The organism is Pseudomonas brassicacearum (genome assembly GCF_918698105.1).
Taxonomy (GTDB): domain Bacteria; phylum Pseudomonadota; class Gammaproteobacteria; order Pseudomonadales; family Pseudomonadaceae; genus Aquipseudomonas; species Aquipseudomonas brassicacearum_F.
The window spans coordinates 1-18,846 of sequence record NZ_CAKKMI010000068.1 but is presented as its reverse complement, the minus strand read 5'-3'; the positions used below and the strand labels follow the sequence as shown (position 1 = coordinate 18,846).

The 18,846-nt window shown below is 59.6% G+C and carries 23 protein-coding genes; 12 read left to right on the top strand and 11 right to left on the bottom strand.

Annotated elements, in window-relative coordinates:
* The first annotated feature begins 342 nt into the window (after window positions 1–342).
* The 3 genes from LQ215_RS22620 to LQ215_RS22610 all read left to right on the top strand — a co-directional run bounded on the left by LQ215_RS22620 (window position 343) and on the right by LQ215_RS22610 (window position 1,606).
* Window positions 343–765, top strand: a complete 423-nt coding sequence (locus LQ215_RS22620; RefSeq protein ID WP_230152654.1) for a hypothetical protein — start codon at window positions 343–345, stop codon at window positions 763–765.
* 5 nt (window positions 766–770) lie between these two features.
* Window positions 771–1,235, top strand: a complete 465-nt coding sequence (locus LQ215_RS22615; protein ID WP_230152653.1) for a hypothetical protein — start codon at window positions 771–773, stop codon at window positions 1,233–1,235.
* Window positions 1,236–1,336: 101 nt separating this feature from the next.
* On the top strand, window positions 1,337–1,606 hold the full coding sequence (locus tag LQ215_RS22610; protein ID WP_230152652.1) for a hypothetical protein: 270 nt from the start codon (window positions 1,337–1,339) through the stop codon (window positions 1,604–1,606).
* A gap of 29 nt (window positions 1,607–1,635) precedes the next feature.
* Here the strand turns inward: LQ215_RS22610 and LQ215_RS22605 are convergent, their stop codons facing one another.
* From LQ215_RS22605 to LQ215_RS22595, 3 genes are all read right to left on the bottom strand, one after another.
* Entirely contained in the window at window positions 1,636–2,322 is a 687-nt protein-coding gene (locus LQ215_RS22605) for an HD domain-containing protein (RefSeq protein WP_230152651.1), read from the bottom strand.
* A 34-nt stretch (window positions 2,323–2,356) separates the two neighbouring features.
* Window positions 2,357–2,746, bottom strand: coding sequence for a hypothetical protein (locus LQ215_RS22600; protein ID WP_230152650.1), 390 nt, complete (start codon window positions 2,744–2,746; stop codon window positions 2,357–2,359).
* Between the two features lie 123 nt (window positions 2,747–2,869).
* Window positions 2,870–4,330, bottom strand: coding sequence for an L-lactate permease (locus LQ215_RS22595; RefSeq protein WP_230152649.1), 1,461 nt, complete (start codon window positions 4,328–4,330; stop codon window positions 2,870–2,872).
* A 131-nt stretch (window positions 4,331–4,461) separates the two neighbouring features.
* Here LQ215_RS22595 and LQ215_RS22590 point away from each other — a divergent pair, with 131 nt between their 5' ends.
* Window positions 4,462–4,965 (top strand): Lrp/AsnC family transcriptional regulator, encoded by a 504-nt coding sequence (locus LQ215_RS22590; RefSeq protein ID WP_230152648.1) that lies wholly within the window; start codon window positions 4,462–4,464, stop codon window positions 4,963–4,965.
* 90 nt (window positions 4,966–5,055) lie between these two features.
* Here the strand turns inward: LQ215_RS22590 and LQ215_RS22585 are convergent, their stop codons facing one another.
* The 4 genes from LQ215_RS22585 to LQ215_RS22570 all read right to left on the bottom strand — a co-directional run bounded on the left by LQ215_RS22585 (window position 5,056) and on the right by LQ215_RS22570 (window position 8,022).
* Window positions 5,056–5,625 carry a DJ-1/PfpI family protein gene (locus LQ215_RS22585; protein WP_230152647.1) on the bottom strand — a complete coding sequence of 190 codons (570 nt, stop codon included), beginning with the start codon at window positions 5,623–5,625 and terminating at the stop codon, window positions 5,056–5,058.
* A 64-nt stretch (window positions 5,626–5,689) separates the two neighbouring features.
* Complete coding sequence (locus LQ215_RS22580) at window positions 5,690–6,745, bottom strand: alpha/beta hydrolase family protein (protein ID WP_230152672.1); 1,056 nt, start codon at window positions 6,743–6,745, stop codon at window positions 5,690–5,692.
* Window positions 6,746–6,844: 99 nt separating this feature from the next.
* Window positions 6,845–7,522 carry a phytanoyl-CoA dioxygenase family protein gene (locus LQ215_RS22575; RefSeq protein WP_230152646.1) on the bottom strand — a complete coding sequence of 226 codons (678 nt, stop codon included), beginning with the start codon at window positions 7,520–7,522 and terminating at the stop codon, window positions 6,845–6,847.
* Window positions 7,523–7,743: 221 nt separating this feature from the next.
* Window positions 7,744–8,022 carry a short-chain dehydrogenase gene (locus LQ215_RS22570; RefSeq protein WP_230152645.1) on the bottom strand — a complete coding sequence of 93 codons (279 nt, stop codon included), beginning with the start codon at window positions 8,020–8,022 and terminating at the stop codon, window positions 7,744–7,746.
* A gap of 398 nt (window positions 8,023–8,420) precedes the next feature.
* Between LQ215_RS22570 and LQ215_RS22565 the strand changes: the two genes are divergently transcribed.
* From LQ215_RS22565 to LQ215_RS22540, 6 genes are all read left to right on the top strand, one after another.
* Complete coding sequence (locus tag LQ215_RS22565) at window positions 8,421–10,610, top strand: GAF domain-containing hybrid sensor histidine kinase/response regulator (protein ID WP_230152644.1); 2,190 nt, start codon at window positions 8,421–8,423, stop codon at window positions 10,608–10,610.
* A 90-nt stretch (window positions 10,611–10,700) separates the two neighbouring features.
* Entirely contained in the window at window positions 10,701–10,955 is a 255-nt protein-coding gene (locus LQ215_RS22560; protein ID WP_230152643.1) for a hypothetical protein, read from the top strand.
* Window positions 10,956–11,314: 359 nt separating this feature from the next.
* A complete protein-coding gene (locus LQ215_RS22555) occupies window positions 11,315–11,725 on the top strand; it encodes a glycine zipper domain-containing protein (protein WP_230152642.1) in 411 nt (136 codons plus the stop codon).
* Window positions 11,726–12,496: 771 nt separating this feature from the next.
* The gene (locus LQ215_RS22550; RefSeq protein WP_230152671.1) at window positions 12,497–12,703 is read left to right on the top strand and encodes a hypothetical protein; all 207 of its coding nucleotides are present in this window, start codon (window positions 12,497–12,499) and stop codon (window positions 12,701–12,703) included.
* An 87-nt stretch (window positions 12,704–12,790) separates the two neighbouring features.
* Complete coding sequence (locus LQ215_RS22545; protein ID WP_230152641.1) at window positions 12,791–13,165, top strand: hypothetical protein; 375 nt, start codon at window positions 12,791–12,793, stop codon at window positions 13,163–13,165.
* A 263-nt stretch (window positions 13,166–13,428) separates the two neighbouring features.
* Window positions 13,429–14,124, top strand: coding sequence for an HAD-IA family hydrolase (locus LQ215_RS22540; protein WP_046065793.1), 696 nt, complete (start codon window positions 13,429–13,431; stop codon window positions 14,122–14,124).
* A 69-nt stretch (window positions 14,125–14,193) separates the two neighbouring features.
* Here the strand turns inward: LQ215_RS22540 and LQ215_RS22535 are convergent, their stop codons facing one another.
* Window positions 14,194–14,940, bottom strand: coding sequence for a 3-oxoacyl-ACP reductase family protein (locus LQ215_RS22535; RefSeq protein ID WP_230152640.1), 747 nt, complete (start codon window positions 14,938–14,940; stop codon window positions 14,194–14,196).
* Between the two features lie 125 nt (window positions 14,941–15,065).
* On the opposite strand from LQ215_RS22535, the gene LQ215_RS22530 reads away from it, so the two are divergent.
* The gene (locus tag LQ215_RS22530; protein WP_230152639.1) at window positions 15,066–15,989 is read left to right on the top strand and encodes a LysR family transcriptional regulator; all 924 of its coding nucleotides are present in this window, start codon (window positions 15,066–15,068) and stop codon (window positions 15,987–15,989) included.
* A gap of 147 nt (window positions 15,990–16,136) precedes the next feature.
* Here the strand turns inward: LQ215_RS22530 and LQ215_RS22525 are convergent, their stop codons facing one another.
* From LQ215_RS22525 to LQ215_RS22520, 3 genes are all read right to left on the bottom strand, one after another.
* Window positions 16,137–16,865: an aspartate/glutamate racemase family protein gene (locus tag LQ215_RS22525; RefSeq protein WP_058543724.1), complete on the bottom strand. Its 729-nt coding sequence runs from the start codon at window positions 16,863–16,865 to the stop codon at window positions 16,137–16,139.
* 59 nt (window positions 16,866–16,924) lie between these two features.
* Window positions 16,925–17,053, bottom strand: coding sequence for a hypothetical protein (locus tag LQ215_RS29545; protein ID WP_290369165.1), 129 nt, complete (start codon window positions 17,051–17,053; stop codon window positions 16,925–16,927).
* A gap of 132 nt (window positions 17,054–17,185) precedes the next feature.
* Complete coding sequence (locus LQ215_RS22520) at window positions 17,186–17,929, bottom strand: phosphoadenylyl-sulfate reductase (RefSeq protein ID WP_230152638.1); 744 nt, start codon at window positions 17,927–17,929, stop codon at window positions 17,186–17,188.
* A 174-nt stretch (window positions 17,930–18,103) separates the two neighbouring features.
* Between LQ215_RS22520 and thrH the strand changes: the two genes are divergently transcribed.
* A complete protein-coding gene (thrH, locus tag LQ215_RS22515; RefSeq protein WP_214509779.1) occupies window positions 18,104–18,721 on the top strand; it encodes a bifunctional phosphoserine phosphatase/homoserine phosphotransferase ThrH in 618 nt (205 codons plus the stop codon).
* Window positions 18,722–18,846 lie beyond the last annotated feature (125 nt).

Below are 18,846 nucleotides of genomic sequence, written 5' to 3'. Positions count from 1 at the left end.
GCGCGTCAATCGACAAAAGCTGAGTCGCCCGAGTTTTCATCGATACCTTCGAGCGGCTGCTTTGGCCGCCTGTCGCAAAGGGCAGCAACCGACCAGTAGCGGACGTTTGCATCGAGAAACTAAACCTGTTTCTTTTTGCGCCAGACGCTTACTTCAGCCCTTTGAGAAATTGAGGCCTTATAAAAGTGGCTCACCCGCTGAAATTTTTAGAGCCATAATCGAGTATCTAGGCGAAGTGAGTGTCCGCACAATGCGTGGTGCAACTCAGGCGCCGAGTAGAGCGAGATACTGAATCCTGTGCTCGATGATCAACCGAAGTTTGCAGAACCATGGAATGCCCGAATGCACCCGTCGCTAAAACAAGCGCTCGATATCATCGCGATTGAGCGCAATGCCGCCGAATACGACATGGCTTTTGATTCTGTGCGTGAGGTGGGCAGCGTATTTGGCGAGCTCAACCTGGCCAATCGCCTGTTCGAGGAAATACCCCAAACAGTCGCCGAAGGGCTGGTTGCTGACCTTTTCAATCTGTTGGCTTGGCAAACAAACGATAATGGTTCAGCCATAACGCGTGAGGTCGAGACGTGGCTTAGGGACGGGCAGGACGCGCGTAAAATTACGATTGCCCTGAGCCTAGATGTCTATCCATTTCCAGACGCCCATCAGATGTACCAGGTGCTGTCGAAGATAGCTGCTGCTACCCCAGAACTCGCAGAGAGATGCCAAGCTCTCATCACGTTACGTAAGGCGAGTCCACACGGTTAATCATCATGAACGAAGACGAAGGCGCTACGCTTACAGATATGCCTAGCTGGGCTCTGGAGTTTCCCTCAAGAGGCACGTACATCCGTTTCTGCAAAAACCAGCCGCTCCTCGACGTGCTTCGCAGTATCAAGCACGGTGGCTCTGAATGGGCGTACCGTTACGTCACGCTGTGCTACTCCGGCTCCGCCAATAGCGGGATATTGCTTTACCCGCTTCAGGACTCGGAAGCGCCATATTTCGACTTTAGGTATGGTGCTAACGTGGATCCGCGGCAAGTTCTGAGGCCGCTGCTCGAAAGATATCCTCAGTGCCGCATTCTCGATTGGTCGAGAGGCCGGTTGTCTTGCCTTGAAGCGGTTGGTGTGGATGTCGAGTCGCTAGCCGAAATCATGCAAGAGGTAGCAAGCCTATTCTGGGGCGAGCAGAGCCATCTTGTAGATGGTTGGTACAAGGAAGTGGGCAGGGCTTAAGAGGCCCGCTATCGGCCAAAAGTAGTCATCCGATCTCGTTTCCAGCTTTCTCCTGGCCATGCAAAATGACCAACCCTTCGGTTTCTTTCAGAGGTCGGCTCATGAGTTCGAATCTTACAATCTCAAATTTTTTGGGGCCGTGGTGTGGGGATTCACCTACAGGTCTGATGCAGCGTTGCAGGGAGGTCTGGGACACCCCTTTAGCAAATTTGAACGATCTGATGGTTGCCACTTTTTTGAATCAGGACATCGCTATCACGCAGATGCTAATCGAAGCAAAGCGCCGCATAAAAGAGCAGGAGCGAGATGGGAGCGAGTACTTTGAGGGCCAGCTTCTCGAAGCCATGAAGCGAGTGCAGTCAGGGCAGTAAGTGATCCCTCCGCCGCTTGAATCCAGCCATCAGTCGAGACGCTCGATAGCACGTGCAAGATTTGCCCGCGCCTGCTGCTCGAATGCCTCGAAGTACGCTGCGGTCGTATAGATCCGCCCGCGCTCGAGGAATCCTTCAATGACCTGGCGCCGCTTTTGGCGGTACACAGGCAGAGGCACAAACTGATACTCGCGGCGAATTTGCTGGTCGTATTCCTCGAACCGCTCGAACGATGCCCCAAGGATCGCCAGGTCCGTGTCCACCAACACTGCTTCGTCTGCCGACTTCGGGGCGCCGTCGTGTCGGGTCACCATCACCAGATCGTAGAGCCTACGTCGTGTTTCATCGCCCAGGCCACTGTCACGTGCCACGTCGTCCAACCATTGCGCACTGCGCAGCTCGTTGTCGCTGCGAAGGGGGTCGTAGATCGCGTCATGGAACCACAGCGCGAGGTCGATTTCGGCGGGGGCCTGGCAGGCCGCGTTGACGACTCGGCGTACCTGAAGGCATTCCTTCAGATGCTGGAGGTTGTGGTAGGCGCGGTGCGGCTCGCCGTAGTGTCGAAGGAGTTTTTCGTACGTCTCTCGTGATGCGCATACGACGCCAAGCTCGGCCCAGACGCGAGCCCAGGCGGCGAAACCCGTGACGTCAGCTGCGTCTAGGTCGCCCTGTGGGCTGGCCGGGAATAGACCGTTCTCTTCTGGCGAACCCGTCATCGTTTCTCCTGCGCTTCAAAAATGAAAAAGATAATTATTGGGCATCACCCGCCGGCGCGTCGTCGGCCTCGTCCGCTGGCGCCCCGTAAGGTGCGCCAATCTCGACCCGATCAGCCTTTACCCAACCGGTATAGTCGTCGCCGCTCTTGGCGATGAAGTTCACTTCCAGCCATGATTCGTCTTCAAGGCTGGAGTAAACGGTGAGAGAGTCGCCGGGGATTACGAAAATCTTCTTATTGGCACAGGCCTCATCCGGCGCTTCGTGGAAATGCAGGCGTCCGGTGCCAATGACCTTGCCTTGCACCGAAGGATGAAACTCAGGCACCGTTCCGGAGATCTTTTCCGCCAGGGCAGAACAGTTAACAGCGGCCTGGCTCAGGCTGCTGAAAAGGGACAGGCACAACACGCTTGAGCGCAGATACATCGTGGCGAATTCCGTTTGGGTGGGAGGCGTAGGATAGTTAAGTCGGGAACTATTTGGGAAAGAAACACGAAAAAACAGGACTGGAAAAAGTGCAGAAAGGGGTGCCCATCTGCCAATACCCTGCTATCCAAACCATCCACTCAGCAACGCTGCGCCCAACGCGACTAACGCGGTATTGAGACAGACCAGCGTGAAGCCAAACCTTACCAGTTCGCCTTCCTCCTTGGCCTGGGTCTTGGCAAGTCCCAGGATCAGCATGACAACCGACAGCGAGCCCAGCGCTGCATGCCCTGCCGAGCTGTTCTGGACGGCAGCCAACAACAGGCGAGAGGATTCGGGCAACATCGCGATGGCCGGCATGAAGATCGCGTTGCCGCCAACATTCGACCCGGTCATGTAGCCTGACAGCGCGCCAAACAGGGCCACCAGCGACGTCGCGGCGGCGGGTGACAGGCCCGCCAGCAGTTGCATCAAACCCGCGAGGAAGCCGGCCTTCACCATCATCTGCGACATCGCGAGGAAGAAGAAAATGGTCAACAGTGGTCGCTTCGCCCGCGCCACCAACGCAGCAGGCATGCTGACGTCGAGTGCTGTCTGGCGTTGTGTGTGGCGCGTGTAAAACCCAACCCCGATCAGCACCAGAACCAGTGCCAGGCCAGGTGAGGCGAGTGGCTTCCAAGTGACTTGGGCGCCCTGTACAACCCAGTGATCCTGCCAAGAGGTGATCGCCCACACTGTCTTCAACGCGACAATGCAGACAATCAGCATCAGATACGGCCATGCCTGACGCGGCCATTGCACTGCACCGCGCTCGCTATCGTTGCGGCGCAAGCGCCACAGCCCAGCAGAGAGTACCGCTGCGGCCGTCACCAGGCCCGCGGCCACGCCGGCCACTTCCGGCCCCAGCCACCGACTGGCACTGTAAAGCACGCCTACAAACAGCAGCCAGAACGCGCCCAACGTCCTCCATTCCCGCGAGTCTCGAACGCCTGCAAGCGAGAGCGCGATTGCACTGAGGACCAAAAAAACCGGTGCGCTGGTCAGTGCCGAGGTCGATGCCAGCGCGGTTGCGTCCAGGTGAACCAACGAAGCACCAATGACCGATGCCAGGCCCAGTGTTCCCCAGGGCATGATTGCCATGCCGGTCAGTGCTATTCGTAGCGCGATCCGACGCTCGAAGAGACTGAGCAGCAGGGGCACCGTGGCGATCAACGACACGCCGAAGCCGGTCATCGCTTCGAGCAACGGTGCCAGTCCAAGAACGATAAACACGACTTGATCGCCGCGTCCAAGTCCCAGTGACTGCACCCATTGGCTAAGCGCCAGGTTGACGCCCATGCGCTCGATAAAAATCACGAAGACCAGGCCTGGAACGATCACAAAAGCCGTACTTGCAAACAGCACGGCCGTATCTTGAGCGGCGGCCACCATACTGCCTAGGCGCCACGCATCTGCAGCGCCGGCGAGCCAGAGCACCAGGACCAATGCAGTGCCTGCAATGGCGGCGTGCATGGGGGGCCGGCGCAGCACGACAAGCATGGCTGTAACCAACAGGACAGGGGAAAGATGGAACAGTGCGAGCATGCCAATAATATCCTGTGTGTGTTGCGACTAAGGCTGCTTACGCAGACTGCTGGCAAAATAATATTTCTCTTGGCTGGATAAAGGGGCGCGGTTTTCTGCTAGTTTTCGAGAAAATTTCTCACGAGTCTCCCATGGCAAAAAACGACGCTGCACTTGAACCGTTGGACAAATTCGACCGTGCCATCCTGGACCTCGTCCAGCGCGACAACACGATGCCGCTGCGCCTCATGGCCGAGCAGGTCAATCTTTCCACGGCCGCCGTTCAGCGCCGTATCAAGCGGATGGAAGCGGGGGGCGTCATCACGGGCAACGTAGCCATCGTGGATCCCACCGCCGTAGGACGGCCGATCACGATCATTGTCGAAGTGATGGCAGAGCGAACGAGCATCGAGGCACTGGAGGCGATGAAGGCACACTTCGCGGTGCCCGAAGTTCAGCAGTGCTACTACGTCACCGGCGAAGTGGATTTCGTCCTGGTGTTAACCGTTGCCAGCATGAACGAATACCAGGCGTTGGCGCGGCGATTGTTTGCCGAAAATTCCAACGTGACCTGGTTCAAGACAATCGTGGCGCTGGACCGCGTGAAAGTCGGGCTTGATGTGCCGAGCATGCCTGTGGGAAAAGAGAGGGAATAGGGGGATTTACTTTTACTTCCATAAAACAAATCCGGCCGGGTCGGGGGGCGGGTATGTGACTTCGACAGACGCTCACGTAGGGCGAAGCGCTTACCCATGTTCCGCAGCCAACATCGACCTGAACTGAGCAATGATCTCTGAAGATAACCCGGCACCTTCGAACACTGCGCAGGTGAAGCTCACGGGGGCAGGGCCTGGAGCAGTGATGATGCGGTCCGCAACCACAGCTACTGGGCTGCTTCGATAAAACTCATTGCCTTCATAACCCACGGCATTCTTTTGCAAGAAGTCGGCGCTGTTCGAAGTATGAGGAACCGTGTCGAGAAGCCCGGCCCTGGCCAGTGCCAGCGTTCCTCCGCAGATACCGGCAATTGTCGCTCCACGTGATCGACTCGCCTGAAGGAAATCGCGAATATCGGGCGCTTCTGCACGTTCCCAGGCCATTCCTCCAATGACGACGACAACGTCCGGTTTCCAGTCCAGGCATTCTTGCAAACTGCTATCAACCGTTACGGCCAATCCACCCTGGGAGCGGAACGGCCCCGTAGCAGGAGCGAAAAACCTGACGTCGATCCCGTAAAAAGGGGACGCAGTTCCAGCGATGAAAGCATATTCCCAGTCCGCAAAACCGGGTGTCAGTATCAAACCCACGCGTGCCATCGATCAGAATCCTCCATGAATGCCACGGCATTTTCATTAAGCCGCAGCAAGTCAGTACCACCCGTTACAAACTGTCTTTTTTGTCTGCAGGTGATTGCGCCAGAAACTCCGCGATCAGCGATACAACCTGCTGCTGAATCACCCCCCGAGCACGACTGCCATCCCCATCCCGACAAATGATCCCATCCCCCGGCACTTCCTCTTCCAGCATTTCCTCCGCACCCGGCTTACACATCGACATAAAGCTGAAATGGCTCGCGTCTTTGATCTCAACGTAACGGCTTGACGCCTGGGGCAGGCGCTTGGCCAGGTTGGCAGATTCCAACTCAGCGGGAAGCTCTCGCGACGGTACGCCGGCCGCGATCACCAAGGCGGGAACAGGCAGCGCGGCCAGGCTTTCATCGGTCATGCCCCGTGAAAGACCCAGGTCCAATGTCACCACGGCAGTGACGCGTTTGTCGCGCCAATCAGCGGCCAGCTCGGCCTTTGCTTCTGAGGTGCTAGCGGGGTTCATCTGTTGATAAACGGTGCAACTGGCTAGCTGCGAATGAGCTTTGCAGTCTTGGGCGAAGCGCTCTGGATCGAAGCGCGTGCCGGCGATTTCCAGGACAGTCCAGCCGCCGAGTGAATGGCCCACGGCTGCAATTCGGCCATTGGCGACCCGGCCAAATTTTTCCGGTTGAGCCATGACCGCATCAATGGCTCGGCGCAGGTCAACGGGCCGCTGCCATAACTGCGCCGCTGCTTGCGGGCTGCGGTCATGGGTGGTGCTGCCGGGGTGGTTGATGGCGGCGACGATGTAACCCTTTTGGGCCAAGGCGCTGGCCAGCCAAATCTGGTTGCTCCAGTTGCCTCTGTAGCCGTGGGAGAGCACCACCAGTGGATGTTCGCCGGCCGTGGGCGGCGCGTTACGCACGGCAGCGGCGCCGACAAATACCGCGTTATCGGCGATCAGTTGCGGGGTTTCGGTGGTTGCGCTGGGGTACCAAACGACCATCTCCAGTGCGCGGCCATTGTGTGGATCCGGCAGGGAGGAAGATTGGAAGCCGACGGGATTTTCGTCAGCAAATGCGGTGGTCGTCAGGCAAGCCAACAACAGGGCGCCGAAAGCTGTTTTCAATGTCGTTTCTTCCTTGATTAGACGAATGGAGCTGTCGATAAGCACGGGCATTAAAGCTCAGATTCGAACCGCTGCGCATAACTTTTATCGCCTAAAAACCTAACCTCCGAAAGCAAAATCCGAGGGAGCGAATCGATCGCTGGTGTCCATACGAATATTGCGCAGCGCCACGGTTTCCAGGTGTGACGCGTAGAGCGACGCCGAGAAATAGCTGATCAGAATGGAACGACGGCGTGCGCCGATCACGTTCAGGCTACCCGCGTGCACCAGGTCGACATCGAACACCAGGATGTCACCGGCAGAGCCTGAAAGCTGTACGGCGCGTGACTCGTCATTGAAGTCGAAGGGTGGGGCGTCCGGCTCGGGGCGGTGGCTGCCGGGGACGATCCGTGTCGCGCCGTTCTCGGGGCCGTAGTCGTCGAAAAAAGCCAGGGCGATGGCGATGTCGCCTGGCCGCTGGGCTGACAAGTCGCGGTGCAGTTGTTGCTGGCCGCCACCGGCAAGAGGCTCGCGGCCTTCCACTTGGGAGAGGAAGAACCGTTCGCCGATCAACTCACCTGCCACCGCCAGTAGTTGGGGTAGACGGCACACGGCTTGAATCTTTGAATCATCGTCCAGCATCGAATAGCGCCAGCCCGTGCCGCGTGGCACTGGCCATTGATCCGACGACCGCACACCTGCATCGAACACGGCACGAAGGTCGGCCAGCCACTCGCTCGGGATCGCTTGACGGAGCAGGGCGTAGCCGTCTTGGTGGAGTTGTTTGTGGTCAGCCATGGGTTTCTCCACGTCCTTGTGCGGGCCTTTGGTAGCCTAGTATGCAAACCAAAAGCGGGACTGCCGTAATGCTACTTCAGTGAGAAAAACGATGGACCCGTGGCGAGGGAGCTTGCTCCCGCTTGAGTGCGCAGCGCTCACAAAAGGGGCCGCTGCGCAGCCCAGCGGGAGCAAGCTCCCTCGCCACAGGATGTCGACTGGCAGTTATTCGGCGGGAAGGCTTATAGCGTGGAACCGGCCGGTGCCGCATCCAATCGTCGTGCAATCACATCCATCACGTCACACCCATCACGCAGTGGGATGCAGCAAAGTTGCGCCAGATCTTGCAAGGTCGCGGGGTCGATGGTCAGTTCATCGCGCATCGCCAAATTTTCCAGGAACTGGGTAGCGGCACGGATTCGGTAGGCGGCTGAGTCGAGCAGGATGTGTAGCGGGGCGGTGGTATCGATATAGAGAGGTTGATCGTCGGCGTTGCTGGTAAGGCCCATGTATTGATTCATAAGTAAGCTCCACTGGATAGTTTTGCCCACTGCGGGTCGCCAAACCCGGCCGCTATTTGGGCGACGCCAGACTATAGTCGTCACCGCAAAAAATACGCAAGGGATTGATAGCGAAGGGGATTCCCAATCATATGTAGGACCTAGCCATCGTTGTAAGTATCCTAGCGGTATGTCTTACAACTTTGCAGGCCTCTCGCCTACATCAGGCCCATTCCCAACAATATGTAGGATGTTTCTGTAGCCTCATCGCCCAAATCTGCCCGTTACCCCCCATTTGCCCCCCGACGCGTCCCACAATCCAATCGCGCATTCCCTCCCGGCGCGGGATAATACGGTCCGGCTTGGGGTCACACGCTTTCCCCCTCGTTGGTATTGGCGGCTCAGAAGGATCGAACGCAATGACAGATTGGCTCCAGAGCTATGGAGAAATGGCTGAGCGGGTTCGCCGCCATCCTTGGGAGGACACGTCGCTCGGGCCGCCTGCCCAGTGGCCTGATGTATTGAAGACCACCGTGGCGTTGAGCCTCGCTTCGCATTTTCCCCAGGCCATCGTATGGGGGCCGGACTTGATTACGCTGTACAACGATGGGTTCCTGCCGATCCTCGGCAGCAAGCCCGAGGCGCTGGGTCGGCCGTTCGATGAGGTGTGGCAAGAGGTCTGGAGCGATATTGGGCCGATCGTGCAGGCTGCCTTCGAGGGGCAGGCCACTTATATAGAGAACTTCCCGCTGGTCATCGAGCGCGGCGGCGGTCCTGAGCAGGCTTATTTCACGTTCTGCTACAGCCCCATCCGTGACCAGTTCGGCAAGGTCGTGGGCATGTTGGATACGGTCACCGAGACCACGTCCACGGTGTTCATGACCCAGCGCCTGGCCGTGCTCGATGCCATCGGCAATGCCGTGGCGAATGCCACCGACCCGCAGAGCATCATGGCAACCACCACGCGGATCGTGGCGGCGCACCTGAACTTGTCCAACTGTGCCTACGCGGACATGGATGAGGATGAGGACGGCTTCACCATTCGTGGCGATTGGGCCAGGGCGGGATCGCCCCATATCCTTGGTCATTACCGGCTGGCTGATTTCGGTCGACTGGCCGTCGCCAACCTGCGAACCGGCCAGCCGCTGGTGATCAACGACAACCTCAAGGAACTGGCGCCGGAGGAAGCGGCGGCGTTCCAGGCCCTTGGCATTGCGGCCACCATCTGCGTGCCGTTGATCAAGGGTGGGCGATTGACCGCGCTGATGGCGATCCACGATAAAACGCCGCGGGTCTGGTCATCCAACGATCTGGCATTGCTGATGGAAGTCACCGAGCGATCCTGGGCCCACATCGAGCGCGCCCGTGCCGACGCTGCCGTGCGCGAAGGCCTGGCGGCCCTGGCCGAATTGAACGCGACGCTGGAAGAACGGGTCGAGGAGCGCACCACGCGCTTGAAACAGACCGAGGCGGCGCTGCGCCAATCGCAAAAGCTCGAAGCCATCGGCCAGCTCACCGGCGGCGTGGCCCATGACTTCAACAACCTGCTGACCATCATTCGTTCTTCGGTCGACTTCCTGCGCATGCCCAGCCTGTCCGAGGAGCGTCGGCAGCGCTACATGACGGCGGTGTCCGAAACCGTGGAGCGCGCCTCCAAGTTGACCAGCCAGTTACTCGCGTTTGCCCGACGCCAGCCGTTGAAGCCGCAAGTCATCGATGTGGGCAAGCAAGTGCAGAGCCTGGGGGACATGCTGCAAACCGTCACCGGGGCACGGATCCAGGTCCACGTCGAGTTGTGCGATCGGCCCTGTTACATCCGCGCGGATCTGAGCCAATTCGAGACGGCGCTGATCAACATGGCCCTCAATGCCCGGGATGCCATGAATGGCCAGGGCACGTTGTGGCTTCGGCTCAGTTGCGGCGGTGGCATGCCGCCGATCCGTGGTCATGCCGGGGCCGGGCAATCCTTTGCCGCCATTGCCCTGGCGGACACCGGTACCGGTATCGACTCGCCCGTGCTTGAGCACATCTTCGAACCCTTCTTCACCACCAAGGAAGTGGGCAAGGGCACGGGGCTGGGCTTGTCCCAGGTGTTTGGCTTTGCCAAGCAGTCCGGTGGCAACGTCGATGTTTCGACCGTGGTGGGCGAGGGCACGGTGTTCACCTTGTACCTGCCGGAGGTGGCGCCCGAGAAAACACACGAGCCGGTCAAGGAAGAACTCACCCACCTGCTGCCGGAAAAGGGCAAGCGTCGGGTGTTGATTGTCGAAGACAACCTGGAGGTGGGGCGTTTTGCCAACCAGATCCTCCAGGACCTGGGCTACGAAACCGCCTGGGCGACCAACGCCGAAGAAGCGCTGGAAATGGTCGGCCCGGATGCGATGGCATTCGACGCGGTATTTTCTGACGTGGTGATGCCGGGGATCAGCGGCATTGCCCTGGCCAGGGAACTGCGCCAGCGGCGCCCGGATCTGCCGGTGGTGCTGACGTCGGGTTACAGCGAAGAGCTGGCCCATAGCGGCCATGAGGGCTTTGAGTTCTTGTCCAAACCCTATTCGGCGGATCAGGTTTCCCGGGTTTTAAACCGCACGATACTGGGGGCTGAATGAGTGTTTCCTTTTTGAAACAGTGGGTTCCATTCGTCGGCCAAGGGCTTTGTTGAATCAACAGTCTGTTGATGACCGACTAGTCTCACTTTCGTGAAGGTCGATATTGTCAGGCAACCGGTTGTTGCCGGTATGGGCCTCGATGAAAGGGGAAAGGCAATGGGAGCAGCACCGTACAGCGAAGAGAACACAGCCGCGTATCCGATCAACGAAGGGTTGCAGTGTGGCCAGTCGGCCTATCATGCAGACTTCGGTGATGAGCCGATCAAGTCGATCAGGACGAAGGTGGCCAAAGTGCAGCGAGGGGAGAAGGCCAAGTTCTTGCCCAGGGTCCCGGTCAGAAAGTGACGGCGGATCGTGGTAGGGGAGCTTGCTCCCGCCGGGCTGCATAGCAGCCCTTTTTTTTGATCAAAAGATCGCAGCCTTCGGCAGCTCCTACAGGGCGATTTCGGCTTTTTACGTAAATATTTTTCATCTTTTCTCAACTGGCATTTACTTTCACGTTTCTTTCACAAGCAGGTACGTACTCTCAGCTCATCCGTTAGAAAGCAGTACCTGCCCGTTTCCCCAGCGGGCTTTTTTTTGCCTGTCATAAAATAAACCGCCGTTTCGTTGTCCAACCGTCATGGCTGACGTTGTCTGGCGTAGACTCGCGCCCGCGCGCACCGGCCATTTCTCCCCGATGCGGCATTCTTGAGGTTTCTATCATGCGTTTGACTTTGTCCACCTTGGTACTGGGATTGGTGGTTGCCCAGGGCGCGATGGCTGCCGGCGACGGTACCGCCGCGGTCGGCGGTGGTCTGGGCGGTGTATTGGGCAACGTGGTCGGCCAGCAGATGGGCGGCAGCACCGGCGCCGCGATTGGCGCGGGCGTTGGCGGCGCAGCCGGCAGTGCGGTGGGCGCGCGCAAGGGCAGCCGCACCGAAGCGGCCATTGGCGGTGGCTTGGGTTCGGCCGGCGGTTCGGTTGTCGGTAACCGCCTGGGCGGCTCCACCGGCTCCACCATCGGCGCAGGCATCGGCGGCGCGGCGGGCGGCGCATTGGGCAGCAACCTGTCCAATGACAACGACCGTCACTCCAGTGGCAAGAAGCACAAGCACAAGAGAAAGCATCGTTAAGCGGATGCTTGGGTGAATAGACCCGGCCTTGTGCTGTGAGGCTGTTCATCTGGAAAAAACGGCGCTTCTTTCAGAAATGGGAAGCGCCGTTTTTTTGGGCTTCTTTTGGTAGAAAGGCTGAGTACCGAAGGCAAGAGCAGTAGGCAGGTCCAGCCTCTATGCAACTGCACCACCGCTATCGCGAGCAGGCTCGCTCCCACATTGGATCTTCAGCAGACACAAAATCCACTTACACCACAAAACCTGTGGGAGCGAGCTTGCTCGCGATGACATCGGCACATCCAACATCTATGTAACTGAAATACCGCTATCGCGAGCAAGCTCGCTCCCACAGGAGAAACGCGGTCTCCACCAAGAACCAGGTCGGCTGTTAGGCCGCCTCGGGGCGGACGTTGATCGCGGCGGGCCCACGGAGCAATGCCTTCGTTCAGGCACACCGAGCCTAAGCGAGGTGCCGAGTGGTGGGGCATAAAGCGTTTTGCTTACTTTTGACTGGGCCGGCTTCCGGGCTTCTCAAAAGTGAGCCGCCGTAAGGGCGGAACCCTAAGCCGCCGTTACCACAAAAACGGATATACACTCCAACCTGCCCCCCCCAAAAAAACGGCAAATCAAAATCTCCGGAACGATTGCCATCCCCCCCGCTTCGAACTCATACATCCATCATCAATTGCGAGGTGTACCATGACGCCGCAAACGCAAGGCCTGGAAGAAAAAGACTCCTCGGGCGCACCTGTCGTCAATGACCCGGGCAACGAAGATCCCGGTTCCCTGATGGATGACGCCCAGGTTCCCTTGATCGAGGAGGATGAAACCCCGGAATATCCGCTGCCTTCGCCCACCAACTCCCTGAGCCGCGACCAGCGTCCACCCGATGACGATGCGGGCGTCGAGCAGGTACCCAGCGACGATGAGGAAGTCGAAGCGACCCCGGAAGATCCGGACATCGCCGGTGACGACGCCTCCGGCAAGCCGAGCTGATCGCAGGCCCGTCTGTCGATTCGGCGGCACCATCGTCCCGCCACGCGTGCCACACATCAGGTAAGGATCTTGAAAAGGAGACTCACCATGATGAAGTCCAACATGACAGCGCTGACACTCGCCGGGCTTCTTTCGCTCGGTTCACTGGCTGCCTTGGCAGAATCCTCGGGTGGCACGCCCCCCGTGGACAAGGGCGGGATGCCACCTTCCACAGAAATGGAGGCCGGCTCCAATTCCGGTGCCAACGGCAATGCCTTGCCCCCGGGCTCTGTGAGCGGCGGGAACGGCGGCGATGCCAGCGGCAGCAGCACCAGCCCCGGTACGGGCAGCGGTTCGATGAGTGGCGGCAGCACGATGGGCGGTGCCGACGCCGGCGGTGGGACCAACGGAGGAAGCGGTACCAGCGACAGCGGTGGCAGCTCGGGCGGCAGTGGCTCGGGATCGGGCGGTTCCGGTCAGTAAACCTCCCATCATCATCCGACACCGATCCGCTTTTGTGGCGAGGGAGCTTGCTCCCGCTGGGTTGCGAAGCGACCCCACGATCCAACGGTCACTGCGCAACCGAGCAGGAGCAAGCTCCCTCGCCACGAAACCCCGTCCATAGATTTCCCATTGCCGGTGCCAAGCCCCCTTCGTTATCCTGCTGAATCCTTTAAGGCGAACACGCTGCCCTGGCCGTACCTGAGCCATCCCTGGAATGTTGTGTTGATAACGGATCAGATGCGATGAATGCACCGCTGAAAGAGTTTGGCCCGATCAAGGCTGTGATTTTCGACATGGATGGGCTGTTGCTGGACACCGAGGGGATCTACACCGAGGTCACGTCCATCATCGCCGAGCGCTACGGGCGCACGTTCGATTGGAGCGTCAAGCAGAACATCATCGGGCGCGGGGCCACGGACCTGGCCAATTACGTCGTCCAGGCGCTGGAATTGCCGATCACCCCCGAAGAGTTCCTGGTTATTCGCGAGCCCTTGATGCGCGAGCGTTTTCCTCATGCCCTGGGGATGCCCGGCGCCGAGGAGCTGGTGCGGCATTTGAAGGCCCATAACGTTCCGATTGCGGTGGGCACCAGTTCGTCGAGCCCTACGTTCGCACTGAAAACCACCTTGCACCGGGACTGGTTCGCGCTGTTCGACTTCATCGTGACGGCGGATGACCCTGAGGTCGGTGCGGCGAAACCGGCGCCGGATATCTTCCTCACCGCCGCCCGGCGCCTGGGTGTCGATCCGCGTGATTGCCTGGTGTTCGAGGATTCGCCGTTCGGCGTGACAGCCGCGAAAGCCGCCGGCATGACCGCTATTGCTATTCCGGACTCGGCCATGGCGGATGAAAAATACGCCCACGCCGACGGGATCATCCGTTCCTTGAAAATGTTCCAACCGAGCCTTTGCGGTCTGCCGGAGTTGGAGTGGGCCTGACCCCATCGCGCAATACAGCAAAACGCCGGTCATGGTTGAAGCCATGACCGGCGTTTTTTCATGCCGGGATCAGGCGCCGAAACCACCGTCGATGGTCAGGCTGGCACCGGTGATGTAACCGGCTTCCGGCCCTGCCAGGTAAGCGACGAAGCTGGCAATTTCATCGACATGGCCGTAGCGCCCGACAGCCATCAGCGACAGCAGGCTGGAGGCGAAGTCGCTGTCGGCTGGGTTCATGTCAGTGTCCACCGGGCCGGGCTGCACGTTGTTGACGGTGATGCCGCGTGGCCCGAGGTCACGGGCCAGGCCTTTGGTCAGGCCCACCAGCGCGGATTTGCTCATGGCGTACGTGGCGCCGCCCGCGAAGGGCATGCGGTCGGCGTTGGTGCTGCCGATGTTGATGATCCGGCCCCCTTCGCCCATGTGCCGCGCAGCGGCCTGGGTAGCGATGAACACGCTGCGCACGTTGATGGCCAGGGTCTGGTCGAAATCTTCGAGTTTGAATTCATCCAGCGGCCCCATCGCCAGCACGCCAGCATTGTTGACCAGGATGTCCAACCGGCCAAAAGCCTCGATGGTGGCCGCGACGGCGTTACGGATGGCCTCGGCGTCGGCGCTGTCCGCCTTGATCGCCAGGGCTTTGCCGCCTGCTGCGGTGATGCTGTTCTGCAGTTCTTCAGATTTTGCGCCAGAGCTGACGTAGGTGAAGGCCACGGCGGCGCCTTCTGCTGCCAGGCGTTTGACGATGGCGGCGCCGATGCCGCGAGAACCGCCCTGGATCAAGGCGACTTTACCGCTCAGTGCTTGGTTACTCATGATGATCTCCAAAAAGTGCCGGGGCGAGATGCCGCGGTGATGGGGCGAGTATCAAGAAGGTGCCGTGGGCTGTGTAGACCGTCATTGCTATAGTCTGTCTAAACCAAAAGTTTAGAGTGATGCCCATGGAGACCTTCAACAGTATCGAATGCTTTGTGCGCAGCGCCGAAGTCGGCAGCTTTGCCGAGGCGGCACGACGTCTGAGCGTGACCCCGGCGGCGGTGGGTAAAAGCGTCGCCAAGTTGGAGGCGCGAATGGGCGTACGCCTGTTCCAGCGTAGCACTCGCAGCCTGAGGCTGACCGAAGCCGGCCAGTTGTTCTTGAGGGAAGTCGGCAGCAGCTTCAACACCATCCAGAACGCCGTTGCCAACCTGGCCAGCGCCGGAGGGCAACCGGCGGGAGTGCTGAAGGTGAGCATGGGCACGGCGTTCGGTCGACTGTTTGTCGTGCCGTTGCTGGGGGAGTTTCTGCGACGCTACCCGGCGATCAACCCGGACTGGCATTTTGATAATCGCCAAGTGGACCTGATTGGCCAGGGCTTCGATGCCGCCATCGGCGGCGGCTTCGAGTTGCCCCAGGGGGTGGTGGCGCGCAAATTGACGGTGGCTCATCGGGTGCTGGTTGCCTCAACCGACTACCTGCAAACCCATGCCGCGGTGACAGAGCCGGAAGATCTGGCACAGCACCAGGGCATCCTGATTCGTTCACCACAAACCGGGCGCGTGCGTTCCTGGCAACTGACCAGCCGCAATCGGGAACACAGCCCGCTAATGCTCAAGACGCGCATGACCATGAGCGATTCGGAAGCCGACTGCGCGGCCGCCGCCCAAGGGTTGGGCATCGGCCTGGTGAGCATGCCGATCGCCGTTCCCTTCCTGGAATCCGGAGCACTGCAGCGGGTGCTGCCGGACTGGTATGTCGACGATGGCAACATCTCCATCTACTACGCCGAACACAAACTGTTGCCGGGCAAGACCCGGGCGTTTGTGGATTTCATCATCGAGCAGTTTGCCGAGCAGGGGTTGGCGCGGCGGTTCAGTGCGGTTTGAGCTGGGCTCCAGACCGAGTTGGGCCAATCGCGAGCAAGCTCGCTCCCACATGGGTTTACGGGTGTTCACAACATGTGCACTCGACACAAAAACCTGTGGGAGCGAGCTTGCTCGCGATTCGGGGCACCTCGGTCTAAGCGTGTGAACTCACCGCCCAAACCGCCCCGGCCAGCCAATGATGGTCTTGGGCCGCGGCGTCGCGTAGGTGCGTACTTTCGACGTCGACAACCCCAGCCGCACCAGCGCTTCGGCAATGGTCACCGCCGCCGTCACCCCATCGACCACCGGCACACCAGTGCGCTGGCGGATCTGCTCGTCGAGCCCGGCCATGCCGCCGCAGCCCAGGCAGATCACTTCGGCCTTGTCCTGGCTGACCGCCAGTTCGGCCTGCTGCACGATGGCTTCAAGCGCCCTTTGCGGGTCTTGCTCCAGCTCCAGCACCGCCAGGCCGCTGGCCCGTACCGAGGCGCAGCGCTCGAACAGGCCGGACAGCTTGAGTCGGTCTTCGATCAGCGGCACGGTGCGGTCCAGGGTCGTGACCACCGAGTAAGCGTGGCCGAGGAACATGGCGGTGCTGGCGCCGGCGTCGGTGATGTCCACCACCGGCACGTTGAGCAGTTCCTGCAGGCCTTCACGACCGTGTTCGCCATAGCCGGCCTGGATCACCGCGTCGAACGGCTGGTCGTATGACATCACCCGGTCCATCACCGCGATGGCTGCCAGGTAGCTTTCAAAATTGCCCTCGATGGAGTCGGCACCGAAATGCGGCGTGAGCCCGACGATCTCGGTGCCTGGCGCAGCGACGGCCTGGGCCTGTCGGGCGATGGCCTGGGTGATGGATTCGGTGGTGTTGACGTTGACCACGAGAATTCGCATGAACTGTCCTCCTTAACACTAAAAGTAAGCGGCCCGAACCTGGCGGGCCGTTCAAGCAATCAATGACTGACGTTATCCACCGCGATGGATTCGCCGCTGACGTCGTCGTATTGGGCTGGCGCTTGGCGATGATCAGCAGCCCTGCAATCGAAGCGCCAATCAGCCAGGAGAATGGTGAAACGCTGCAAAACCAGGTACCAGCGCCAAGCCAAGTCAAGTGCTTGGGGCGCCTGGTTGCTTTTTTGGCGCATTGCTAAAGGGAATGCACACAAAAAATGCCACCGGTGGTGGCATTTTTGTGTGCACAAAAGCGCGAGGGCCTACAGGGCCTTGGTTTTGGCGATGATGTTCCCGGCGTGCAGCCCGCATTCTTTCTGCGTGGCTTCTTCCCACCACCAACGGCCTTCGCGCTCGTGCTGGTTTGGCAGCACCGGGCGGGTGCAGGGCTCGCAGCCGATGCTGATGAAACCGCGTTCATGCAGGCTGTTATAAGGCAGTTCCAGCATGCGGATGTAACCCCAGACTTCTTCACTGGTCATCTGCGACAGCGGGTTGAACTTGTACAGGGTGCGCTCCGGGGTGGAAAACGCCGTGTCGATTTCCAACACCGCCACCTGGCTGCGGGTGCCGGGGCTCTGGTCGCGGCGCTGGCCGGTGGCCCAGGCGCGGACATCGGTCAGTTTGCGCCGCAATGGCTCGATCTTGCGGATGCCGCAGCACTCGCCGTGACCGTCCTTGTAGAAGCTGAACAGGCCTTTTTCCTTCACGAAGGGTTCAAGTTTCGTGTAGTCCGGCGAAACCAGCTCGATGTCGATCTTGTAGTGCTCGCGCACCTGGTCGATGAAGCGATAGGTTTCCGGGTGCAGGCGACCGGTGTCGAGGCTGAACACCTTGACGTTCTTGTTCAGTTTCCAGGCCATGTCCACCAGCACCACGTCTTCGGCGCCGCTGAAAGATATCCACAGCTCGTCGCCGAATTCGGCGAAGGCCAGTTTGAGGATGTCCTGCGGGGACTTGTTGGCATAGGTCGTGGCGAGTTCCACGACGTCAAACGATGGGCTCATCAGGGCGGTTTCCTACAGGTCGGTGGCGCTGGGCGCTCTATATGGGGCTGATGGTAACAAAAGCTGTCGGGGCTGGCGCGTTCCTGTGCGTTGCGCAGGCCTCGACGAATGGCTAGAGTCGGCAAGCCTTTTGTTCGCTCAACCGATAAACATCAGAAAAAATGGGAGTGTCTTGTGGAAATTGCCTGTCTCGACCTGGAAGGTGTACTGGTCCCGGAGATCTGGATCGCCTTCGCTGAAAAAACCGGGATTGACGCCCTCAGGGCAACCACTCGGGACATTCCCGACTACGACGTGCTGATGAAGCAACGGTTGCGCATCCTCGATGAGCACGGCCTCAAGCTTTCGGACATCCAGGAAGTCATCGCCACCCTCAAGCCGCTGGACGGCGCCATCGAATTTGTCGACTGGCTGCGCGAGCGCTTCCAGGTGGTGATTCTGTCCGACACGTTCTACGAATTTTCCCAGCCGTTGATGCGCCAATTGGGCTTCCCGACATTACTCTGCCATCGCTTGATTACCGATGACAGCGGGCGGGTGACCGGTTACCAGTTGCGTCAGAAAGATCCCAAGCGCCAGTCGGTCCTGTCCTTCAAGAGCCTGTACTACCGGGTGATTGCCGCGGGAGATTCCTACAACGACACCACGATGCTGGGTGAAGCCGACGCCGGGATTCTGTTCCATGCGCCTGAAAATGTGATCCGTGAGTTTCCGCAGTTCCCGGCGGTGCACAGCTTTGCCGAGTTGAAGCAGGAGTTTCTCAAGGCTTCGAACCGCAGCCTGAGCCTGTAACCCAACCCCTGTGGGAGCGAGCTTGCTCGCGATAGCGGTGGTTCAGCCGGCATTGATGTCGACTGACACACTGTCATCGCGGGCAAGCCTTGCTCCCACAGGCTGGTGTCATGCCACCTGTGGGA